Annotated in this window: 8 protein-coding genes; 4 read left to right on the forward strand and 4 right to left on the reverse strand. The window is 47.8% G+C overall.

The window, feature by feature from the left end:
- Positions 1–56 precede the first annotated feature (56 nt).
- From GXO76_05580 to GXO76_05595, 4 genes are all read left to right on the forward strand, one after another.
- Positions 57–1,535 carry a hypothetical protein gene (locus GXO76_05580; GenBank protein ID NOY77323.1) on the forward strand — a complete coding sequence of 493 codons (1,479 nt, stop codon included), beginning with the start codon at positions 57–59 and terminating at the stop codon, positions 1,533–1,535.
- A 27-nt stretch (positions 1,536–1,562) separates the two neighbouring features.
- On the forward strand, positions 1,563–2,861 hold the full coding sequence (locus GXO76_05585; GenBank protein ID NOY77324.1) for an esterase family protein: 1,299 nt from the start codon (positions 1,563–1,565) through the stop codon (positions 2,859–2,861).
- Between the two features lie 13 nt (positions 2,862–2,874).
- Positions 2,875–3,342, forward strand: a complete 468-nt coding sequence (locus GXO76_05590; protein NOY77325.1) for a hypothetical protein — start codon at positions 2,875–2,877, stop codon at positions 3,340–3,342.
- 64 nt (positions 3,343–3,406) lie between these two features.
- Complete coding sequence (locus GXO76_05595) at positions 3,407–5,611, forward strand: TonB-dependent receptor (GenBank protein NOY77326.1); 2,205 nt, start codon at positions 3,407–3,409, stop codon at positions 5,609–5,611.
- Between the two features lie 73 nt (positions 5,612–5,684).
- Here the strand turns inward: GXO76_05595 and GXO76_05600 are convergent, their stop codons facing one another.
- The 4 genes from GXO76_05600 to GXO76_05615 all read right to left on the reverse strand — a co-directional run bounded on the left by GXO76_05600 (position 5,685) and on the right by GXO76_05615 (position 10,010).
- Positions 5,685–6,983: a metal ABC transporter permease gene (locus GXO76_05600; protein NOY77327.1), complete on the reverse strand. Its 1,299-nt coding sequence runs from the start codon at positions 6,981–6,983 to the stop codon at positions 5,685–5,687.
- Positions 6,984–7,170: 187 nt separating this feature from the next.
- Complete coding sequence (locus GXO76_05605; GenBank protein ID NOY77328.1) at positions 7,171–8,217, reverse strand: zinc ABC transporter substrate-binding protein; 1,047 nt, start codon at positions 8,215–8,217, stop codon at positions 7,171–7,173.
- Between the two features lie 46 nt (positions 8,218–8,263).
- Positions 8,264–9,565 (reverse strand): hypothetical protein, encoded by a 1,302-nt coding sequence (locus GXO76_05610; protein ID NOY77329.1) that lies wholly within the window; start codon positions 9,563–9,565, stop codon positions 8,264–8,266.
- Positions 9,566–9,698: 133 nt separating this feature from the next.
- The gene (locus GXO76_05615) at positions 9,699–10,010 is read right to left on the reverse strand and encodes a hypothetical protein (protein ID NOY77330.1); all 312 of its coding nucleotides are present in this window, start codon (positions 10,008–10,010) and stop codon (positions 9,699–9,701) included.
- Positions 10,011–10,189 lie beyond the last annotated feature (179 nt).

Genomic DNA, 10,189 nt, shown 5'->3' on the forward strand with positions numbered 1-10,189 from the left:
TAACCGATTCTCATTTTTGCATGTGTAAGACCATTAAACTTCAAAAGGAGGAATTTATGAAAAAAATAATCATTACGCCATTGTTAGTGGGGTTGCTGTTGATTGGATTGACGTCCACATCAAAGGCGAGCGGAATTGCGGTCAGTGCGGCAGGCGTGCGGGCTGTATCGCTGGGCGGCGCCTACCGGGCTCTGAGCGGTGATTGGAGCGGCGGATACTGGAATCCCGCAGGCCTGACTCAGGTTAAAAACTGGAATATCGGCGGTAGTATTTCTTTTATCGCCCCCGAAGCCAAATTAACCCTGTACCCTTACCAGGGACACCGCCTGTTTGGTTTTGCTTACCGTGAAGCAACCAGTAAACCCAAAACATTTGTTATCCCAAACCTTGGCGCCGTTAAAACACTGGATAATGGTCTTTCCGTTGGTCTCGGTGTTTTTGTACCATTCGGACTGGGGAGCACCTGGGACTTGTACAATCCCGTACCCGGTTTCGGGAACAAAGAAGATTTTCCGAAATATGACAATTTAAGTAATATGCAGGTTCTTGATTTTCAGCTTTCGCTGGCGTATCCCGTTACCGAAAAACTGTCCGTTGGCGGCGGGTTTGGTGTTCTTTACACAACCCTCTCCATGGAACAAACCAGTGTGACCAAAATTGCCAGCCTTAATCCAATGCTGGCCCCCCTGGCGATTGCACCGCACGAGCATTTCCCGGCCCAACAAAAGCTGGACGTTTCAGGCATAAGCTACGCGGCTTCTTTCGGATTGCAATTTAAGGCAACAGAAAAATTAACTTTGGGATTAGCTGCCCGGTATTATACCGATGTTCCCCTGAAGGGCTCTATCACAGCTGATGCCTATTTCCCCTACGACCAGGGCGCATTGAACACACTAAAGGGTCTTAAAGCAGCCGGAGCCTTAAGTGACGCGGATTATGCGGTCGCATCCACCCTGTTTTCGGGAACCAAACAGGAAATCATCAATCAGGACAATATCGAAGCCACCATGCCTCTCCCGTTAAATCTGGGGGGTGGTGTGGCCTTTCGCCCCACCGATAAACTTTTAATTTCGGCGGATGTGGAATTCACCCAGTGGTCGGTCTGGGATAAAATTGATATCAAGGACTCCCTTTCTGTTAAAATTGGCGGCGCTGAAGTTGCCAAAATGAAGACCGAGTTAAAAGAAAATTGGTCCGATGGAATTCGTTACAATGTGGGTATGGAATACACCCTGATGAAATCAGCGGATAGAGACATGGTTTTGCGGCTGGGCTATTATCGCGATCCAAGTCCCATTCCGGATTCTTCTATTGGCCCCGGCATCCCGGACATTTCAGTCAAAAATTCTGTGACCGCCGGTTTGGGTTATACGCTGGGTAAAATCACAATTAATGCCGTCTACTCGCATATTTTTATCCCCAGCCGGGATGTTAAAAAATGGATTCTTGAGCCCAACGGAAACAATGAAAATTGGGCCGGCCATTATGAAGTGACAGACAATGAATTCCATATCGGACTCAATTACAACTTTTAATTGGCACTTTCAGAGAAGGAGAAAACGATGAAAAAAATATCCCTTATTTTACTTGCCTCTTTTTTGCTGGCCAGTCTGTTTATGGGCGGCTGCGGCAAGGAGCAGGCAACCTTTCCCAATCAGGATTTAAAAGGCAATCCGGCACATGCGGGAAAAATTGAAACCGTCACCATTCAATCCCAGTACGTCGGGGCTGAAAAAGCGGTCAAGGTTTATCTTCCCTACGGGTACAACCCCAGTAAAAAATATCCGGTGATTTACTTTCTCCACGGATTTGGCGGGAACGAAAATTCATGGTTCGAGGGAAAAAGCTTGAACAAGGTAGCGGACGAACTCATTCAGGACGGCACCATTCAACCCATGATTCTGGTGTGTCCCAATGCATCAAACGCACTTGGAGGCAGTTTTTACACCAATTCCATTGATACGGATCCCGAGCGAAATCCAAATCTGAATCCAAAAATGGGATTTGGGTTTTACGAATATTATTTTATCAAGGAAGTCATTCCAACCATCGAATCCAAGTACAGCATCGACGAAAACAAGCGGGCGATTGAAGGCCATTCAATGGGCGGCTACGGCGCTATGAAACTGGCCATGTTATACCCCACGTTGTTCAAATCGGTGGTGGCGCATTCGGGACCGCTTTCCTTTCATGAGCTCTTTTGGGGAACCGGCAGCAATCTGCTTCAGCGCGTTGCGACCGAAAACGACACCCTTATCGATCCGGCTAAAGTCGCCGCCGACCCCTTCCATCACGTCATAACGGTTACGATGATGGGGATGGCCTCTGCTTTTTCGCCGCATTTTGGACCGGGACTCAGCTTTGATTATGTGAAGTACCTGATGTTTCCGGCTTTTCTGGCTCCCAAACCCAGCACGATCTACCAGTTTCCGGTTTCCACCACACCGGTTGATACGGCCGGACCCGGCGCAGCCGACGATATTCTCCCCGGCATCGACCTGCCCGTTCGCATTACCCAGCCCAACGTGACCGCCGACACGGTCACCTCTGTCATCCAAAAGTGGATGAGACAGGACTGCTACACCATGCTGGAAACAGGCAAAAGCTACGACGGTTCGGATCTGGATTTGGCCGATTTCAAAAAGCTGAAAATCTACATGGACTGCGGGAATCAAGACGATTTCGATCCCATGGATGACGGGGCCGGTTTCGGAATTATTGGCACAAACATCGCATTCGACCAGCTTCTGACCCAGAAGGGAATTGATCATGTTTTCGATCGCTACACAGGCGCCCACAGCAGCGATGTGTATTATCGAATTGAGGTGGCCCTTAAATTTCAAAATGATGCATTGAAATAAGCAGGACCTTGTTATGAATCGGACGTACGGTCGGGCAGCGATTTTTATAATCGCTGCCCTTTTTGTTACACTGGGCATCCTCTCCTGCAACCTGAACCATGGGCTGCATCCCGTGCCGATCACCGGCATTGGCGGGACCATTACATTTCAGGGCCAATGGCCGGAAAATACGGAATTCGTGCGCATCGTTGTCTATCGCGATTATCCGCCCCCGTCTCTGATGGCCATCACCAGTTTTAGCGATCCGATTCCGTTTGGTTCCCGTACATACGCGTACGAATTGCAGCTTCCACCGGGAACGTACCACTGGATTCTGGTGGCATGGAAACCCAAAAACGCTCCCTTCACGGATATTCGTACAATCGGACAGTATTATGCCGAAGGCGACAGCAGCAAACCCGGACACGTAATCGTCCGACAAGACCAGTTGACGCCGCATGTGGATATCGTCGCCGATTTTGGCGTTTTAAAAACACCGTAAAACAGATTGCGTTCATCTGAATAAGACGCATTTTTTCTCAAGTAATTAAAAATATGACGCCACAATGAAACAGATTTTTTCAATCTCAACCGTCATCCTCCTTCTCACATTTTCCACATTCGGCTTTTCGCAGCCGAATAAAGGAAAAATCGAGGGAAAGATAACCAACCAGAAGGGTCAGGCTTTGCCAGGTGTCAACATCATCCTGAAGGGCACCACGTTGGGAACAATTACAGATCGCCGGGGAACTTTCAGTCTGGATCGAATTCCTGTGGGCCGCTACACCCTTCTTATTTCAATGATCGGCTACGAATCCCGTGAGATTCCAAATGTTCGGGTTTTCCCCGGCCGGTCCACCCGGTTAACGGTTCGCCTGAAACAGATTGCCATTGAGGCGCCCGCCCTTATTGTGACGGCCAGCAAAAAACAGCAAACCATTCAGGATTCACCTGTCAGCGTATCCATTTTATCCGAAAAGGAAATCCAGCGTCGAAACAGCAGCAATCTTCAGGACATTATTGCATTCGTTCCGGGCGTTTATTTGATCAATAATCAATTGAATATACGCGGTTCCACCGGATACAACCAGGGCTCCGGAAGCCGGGTACTGGTTTTGCTGGACGGTGTTCCTTTTATCACAGGGGATTCGGGAACCATCAACTGGGACGCCATTCCGGTCACGGAAATCGAGCGAATCGAAGTCATCAAAAGTGCCGGTTCGGCTTTGTACGGATCCAATGCTTTGGGGGGCGTACTGAATATTATCACCCGCGATCCGGGGAATATCCCTCAAACGCGCATCCGGACATCCTGGGGATTTTACGAAAAACCGTACTATCCGGAATGGCGCTGGACAAATCGTCTTCTGCAGTTTAATTCAATCGACGTGAGTCACTCGCAGACATTTCACAAGCTGGGAGTGCTCGTTTCAGCCGGGCGGAAAACATCAACGGGCTACAAACAAAACGGGAACACCACACGCTGGAATTTCTTTGGAAAATTTCATTACCGCATCTCCCCTGAAACCCACGCGGTTTTACTCACGAATATCGCGTACGAAAACCACGGCCAATCCTTTTTGTGGCGGGGACCTGCTACTAATCATCCTTATGAGATTTCGCCCGATGCCATCGGCGACAAAATCCACTCAGGCAAGTACATCTGGCATTTCACGTACAAAACCATGTTAAGGCGGAATCTGGCCTTCATCAGCAAGTCATCCCTTTACATGACACGCTGGCAGGATTATTTTCACGACAATCACGACTATTCGCGCACCAACAAGTGGGGACAGGAGTTTTTGTTTGAATACCAGCCGTTCCGGCGCCACAGCATGACCTTTGGAACCGAGGGCATTTACCATCGAACGCACTCCTCTATTTTCGGGAATCCGTTTACCTACGATTGGGGGATTTATGCTCAGGATGAGGTCACCCTGCCCTTTCATTTCAAAACGACGATGGGTGTCCGATTCGATTTTCATCAGGTTGAAACGATTTTTCACGAGAGTCAGATCAGCCCCAAATTCGGACTGGTGTGGCAGCCGCTGCCAGGTATGGCCTTTCGCACCTCCCTTGGGAAAGGCTTTCGGGCCGCTTCCATTTCGGAAATTTTCACCCACACCCTGGTCTCAGGGTTTGAAGTGGTGCCCAATCTGGATCTGCGGGCCGAATCGGCCAGAGCCTTTGAGATCGGCTGGAACCAATTTCTGGGCAAAATTGCCATGCTGGACGTGGCCTATTTTCGAACCACGTACCGAAATATGATTAATCCGGAATTGGTCACCTACGTGCCGCCCGCCTTCCGTTTGGCCAATCTGTTAGAGGCCAGAATTCAGGGCGTGGATTTTAGCGGGAAGGTCGCCCCTGTTCCCCGGCATCTGTTTCTTCAACTCAATTACACCTATCTGGATGCCGAAAGACTTGGGAAAATCGAACCGGTGGTTTGCCTGGATGATTTTGCGCACATGCCCGGGCGAACCTTGCCGTACCGCCCCAGACATATTTTCACCGGCACACTTTCGGGGAAATACCGGGGTTGGCAACTGGGTCTGGACTACCGGTATTTGAGTCGTTATGAAGAGGTATCTGCCTACTGCAAGGATGCCCGTGTCCCCATTCGGAATTGGACCGCGCGAATCGAAAAGGAATTCCGTGGAGTAACATTTTCCCTCAAAGTTGACAATCTGACTCAGTATTACTACACGGAATTTGAACGTAACATGTCACCGCCGAGAAATTTCACATTCACGGTTCGGAAAAAAATCTGATCCACCATAAACAGAAATCCCCAAATAGAAGTCTCCGGAACGTTGGACGTACCAAGGACTTCTCGCAAAAAAATCATCCTTTCAACCATTTTTCCCAGGCATCAAGGGCTTTTTTATTTTGCGGATTCGAATACGCTTTATCCGGATTGTAACCAAAGTCCTGATTAAAAGTCTTCGTTAGCAAAGAATAAACCTGCTCCCGTACAAAGGGCAAATCAGACGATCGCAAAATAACAAGCGCCAGTTTTCCGCCTTTCTTTTTGTCAATTTGCAACAGCCGTTCCACAATGGCCATCCGCACAAAATCATCTGAATTCTTTTCAAACGCATGTTCCAGCCATGCCGTATCGGTTGTATTATTCAGCAGTGTACTTAATTTTTCTTCCGAAAGATCGCTCAGGCGGGATTCATCAACAGATTTTGGCGAGTCCTCCTTTAGCGCCGCTATGTGCTCATGTCCATAACCGGTTTTTTGTGCGTATTTTCCACCGGCATAAAACAGGCCGCCCACCAGTACGGCAAGCCCCACGCCGATTGCAATATTCCGCAAAGCAGCCGCTTTTGATTCTGAGCGGATTACATAAAGAACCAGCACTACCACCAGCAGCAGCAGACCGTAAAAACTGACCACGGTGGGCCCACTGGGCAGGTCGGCCACATAGGACACGTACAATCCCATCACACTGACAACCAGCCCCATACTCCAGCCGATCAGTAACTGCTGCCACAGTTTATCGGTGATCATCATGGATGTGATGGCCGGAACAACCAGGAAGACGAAAACCATCAACACACCGGCTGTCCCCACAGAGTGGGTAATCACAATTCCAAAGGTCAGGTAGAACAGAAAATCCCAGAAACGAACCGAGATTCCGCGGCGGTAGGCCTCTTCAGGATTATTCGAGATGAGCAAGAATTTGTCCCGAAATGTGTAGTGGAATAGTCCCACCAAAGAATAGACCAGAGCCGCCTTTCCGATTGTTGACCACTTTACCCAGAGAATATTGCCGGTGAGCATTTCCTTAATGTGTTCGGCTCCGTGGGGCGCCTTGTCGATGACAAGAATGGACACGGCTGCAGCCAGAGCGTACACCAATCCGATAATGGCTTCCTGCGGGACTTTTCCCTCCCGGAATCGGGAAATTGAAAAAATGGCCGCACCGATAAACGTGAATCCGAGTGAAAACCAGTAAGCGGCTGCCGTTTTTGGCATGATCCCGAATAAAAAGGCCACGGTCGTACCCAATGCTGCAATTTGTGCAAGCGCCAAATCTACAAAAATTACCTGCCGCTTAATGACATGCAATCCCAAATACGAGTGAATGCCTACCAAAACCAGACATTCAAAAAAGGCGGGAAGCATGATATCCATGACGTTAAAATGCATAAAAAATCTCTCCAATCCTTACAAATTCGGAATGTGTTGTTTGTACGTCCACGCGAAAAACCTTCATTCGTCTTAAATTCTCCGGCACAGACCGCTGTGTCTGTGCCGGAAAATCACTCTCAACAAAATGCTTTGTTAAGAAATAAAACGGGTTGAAAAACATTAGCACCCATTATTTCTTCGTCTTTGCGTACGCCTCTTTTAAATGGGAAACCCAGTAATCAAAAAGATCAAAAACCGACTTTACCTGGGGGACACCTCCCACATAATAGGGCACAATAACCGGAACGGCTCCCACTTTTTGGGCGATTCGCTTCACTTTTGCTTCATCAAAATAGTTGGCCGACAAAATAACGTGGACATTGGATTTTCGCATTTCATTCACCAGTTCTTCAATATGCCGGGGTGAAGGAGGAATACCCGGCTTCGGTTCCACATTTCCGATCTCTTCAAGGCCGAAAAGTTTCAGAAAATAGATCCAGCCTTTATGATAGGTCACTATTTTTTGTCCGCGAAAGCTCATGCCTTCTTTCAGCCATCCACCCAGATAATCGATTAATTTTTTGCCTCCATACTCTTTTGATTCCAAAAACGAAATCAGATTCCCGGAAAGAGCCAGCTTTGTAAGCATTTTGCCGCCCATTAATTGCACCAATTGTTCGCCAAAAAGACGGCGGTCTATTTCGGCCTTAAACTTCTTGTTGTTTGCCTCAAAGAAAGCAGCGTTTTCGGGAGAGACTTTGGTCAGACCAATCGTAATATTATCCGCAATGACCTTGTCGTTTAATGGACTGGTTGTAATGTGGGGATTTCCGTAAATGTGAAGTCCGCCCTCGGAACGGGTTAAAGCAGACGGCTTTTGCAGCAATTGGATACCATCGTAAGCCGCGACGTAACCAATTTGTCCCGAACGGATTCTGGGGTTGTTGGCCATATCCATCAGCGACGGCACCCAGAGTTCCAGATCCAAACCCGTTGTTACAAACAGGTCGGCATGGCGCATCAGCACGGCAAAACTGGGTTTCGGGCGTACAAAATGCGCATCCTGGTCCCCCTGAACAATGTGCGTAACGTCTACCTTATCACGGCCAATGTACTTCGTTATGTAAGCATAATCCGGCAGAGTGGTGACCACCTTTATTTTTTTGGCAAAGAGATTCTGAGAGGTAAATCCCAAAATCGCCATCAGGATCAAAGTCATCCATTTATTTTTAAACATGTTGTCCTCCATTTTTCACAATAAAGAATCGCTTGTTTGTTGTATGTTAGTAGCGTTCGTGCTTGTGGGGCCCTGCTGCCCAGGTAATCTGCAACCAGGCCCTGTTTTCCGACGCCGCCAATGCTTTGCCGTCCCGGTGTTGAAACTCCAGGCGCATGCGCACCCAATGACTTTGCCACCAGGTAACATAGGGAACAATCTGGTAAATGGACTGACCCGCATTATCCAACTGAAAGGGCTGGGTCCAATCGCCGCGAAGCCCGACAACCCAGCGTTCACTCAATTTTCGCTGGATGTACGAATAGCCTCCCATCGCTGTTAATTCTTTCTGCTGAGGCAGGTCCTTTTTCACGTAAAATAGCTCCGTCCGCCAGAGGAAATTTTTGTAATGCGCCCGATTGACAGGTTCCCAGAAGTAGGTGAAATCAACACCCCCCACCAGGGTTCGGCGGCCCGGAGCCTCATCTGAATTTTCCATCACATTGCTGATGGTTTTGACATGATTTTCTCCGATCATTCCGGTCAGTCCCAGCTCAACATACGCGTTTCGGGTAAGATCGTAGTAATTCTTCAGGTGACCCAACAGGGCGGGCACACTGTAAAATTCTCCGGAAAACAAGTGGCTGTTTTGGCCATTGGTTAATTGCAGGGTTAAATACTGAGTAACGGGGGAAATTCGCGGAACATCCCAATCCATTGAAAAACCCGTCTGGTTGAGTCCCTCCGGACCAAACAATTCCTGAATGGCCAACGGAAAAAAGATTTGATCCAGCGAGTGGGCGTGCCAGCGATTCACCACACCAAATTGCTGCCGGAATTTTCCAACCATGAACGACAAACCGGGAATTTCACCCGACCACACGGCATACGCTTCTCCCAATTCAGCGCCCTCCGGATGGATTTCGACGGCAATTTTGGTGTAGCTGAAGGGATCCAAGTCCGATCGAAAATGAAGTCCCAACACCCTGAAATTATTTCCACTTCGGTCTTCGCCCATGTGATGGGGGGATTCAAAAATGTAGTGGCTTAAATAATCGCCCGTAACACTGATTTCCGGGTTAATCGCCTGCAGGGCCCGCTGGCCGCCGCGAAAGACTTTGGTTTTTTTGGCTGTTTCGGGCTTTTCAGCGGCCGCCGTTTCGGCTTCTTGTAAAAGCCGCTGCAATTCCGCCTCCTGCTGCTTTTCTTCCAGCTTTTGAAGCCTTTTGTTCAAGGCATTCATCTTTTTTTCCAGAAGTTGAATTGTGGAGTCGTTCTTTGCCGACGTAACGGATGTCACCTGAGCCGTTACAGAAATCGGGAGACCAATCACCAAAACTCCAATTAAGGAGAAAAAAAGGCGTTTCATGAAAATCCTCCTTTATTTCAAATGTTAAAATTCGCTCGCAGCGTTTGGTCACAATATTCTCTTATAAACCGCTTCTTTTCAAAGATAGCGGTGACCAAACACGTACGAATACGGTTTTTGTTTGTGCGAATTTTTAGTTTGAAAAGGCTGGAGGACTTCTGGAGGTAGAAAGATGGGAAATAATTTCTGTGGGGATTTCTTCCTCAAGAGGAATAACCGTCCATAAAATGGTAATAAAAAGAATAAAAATGACAACCAGAAGCATGGGAGACGGCGTAATAAGCATTGTTTCAATAATATACGCCGGGCATTCACCCCGCTCCGGTTGGTTAAGCGGATGATTGTGCAAAAACGGGGCGTAGGAAACCAGGAAGATAAATTCAAATCCTGCCACAATGAGCAGAAGAACCAAAAAGAGTTTTAAATGTCCGTCGGCTTTTTTCATTCCGTTCTCGAAATATCCGTGCAAAGGTTTATTAGAAAGCTTTTAAAAAATTAAGATTTCTGACACAGACAATAGGTTGTAACAAAATAGAATCAACAATTTGTGACAAAAATTATTTTGCCATTAGAACAAGGTGATTTTACAATCAATTGAAAAATATGTTTTTACGTAACATTTTT

This window comes from Calditrichota bacterium, assembly GCA_013151735.1.
Lineage (GTDB): Bacteria > Zhuqueibacterota > JdFR-76 > JdFR-76 > BMS3Abin05 > BMS3Abin05.

Excerpts from the sequence above, each read along its gene's own strand:
- GXO76_05590 (NOY77325.1), top strand. The coding sequence starts at position 2,875 with ATGAATCGGACGTACGGTCGGGCAGCGATTTTTATAATCGCTGCCCTT.
- GXO76_05585 (NOY77324.1), top strand. The coding sequence starts at position 1,563 with ATGAAAAAAATATCCCTTATTTTACTTGCCTCTTTTTTGCTGGCCAGT.
- GXO76_05605 (NOY77328.1), bottom strand. The coding sequence starts at position 8,217 with ATGTTTAAAAATAAATGGATGACTTTGATCCTGATGGCGATTTTGGGA.
- GXO76_05600 (NOY77327.1), bottom strand. The coding sequence starts at position 6,983 with ATGGATATCATGCTTCCCGCCTTTTTTGAATGTCTGGTTTTGGTAGGC.
- GXO76_05580 (NOY77323.1), top strand. The coding sequence starts at position 57 with ATGAAAAAAATAATCATTACGCCATTGTTAGTGGGGTTGCTGTTGATT.
- GXO76_05615 (NOY77330.1), bottom strand. The coding sequence starts at position 10,010 with ATGAAAAAAGCCGACGGACATTTAAAACTCTTTTTGGTTCTTCTGCTC.
- GXO76_05610 (NOY77329.1), bottom strand. The coding sequence starts at position 9,565 with ATGAAACGCCTTTTTTTCTCCTTAATTGGAGTTTTGGTGATTGGTCTC.
- GXO76_05595 (NOY77326.1), top strand. The coding sequence starts at position 3,407 with ATGAAACAGATTTTTTCAATCTCAACCGTCATCCTCCTTCTCACATTT.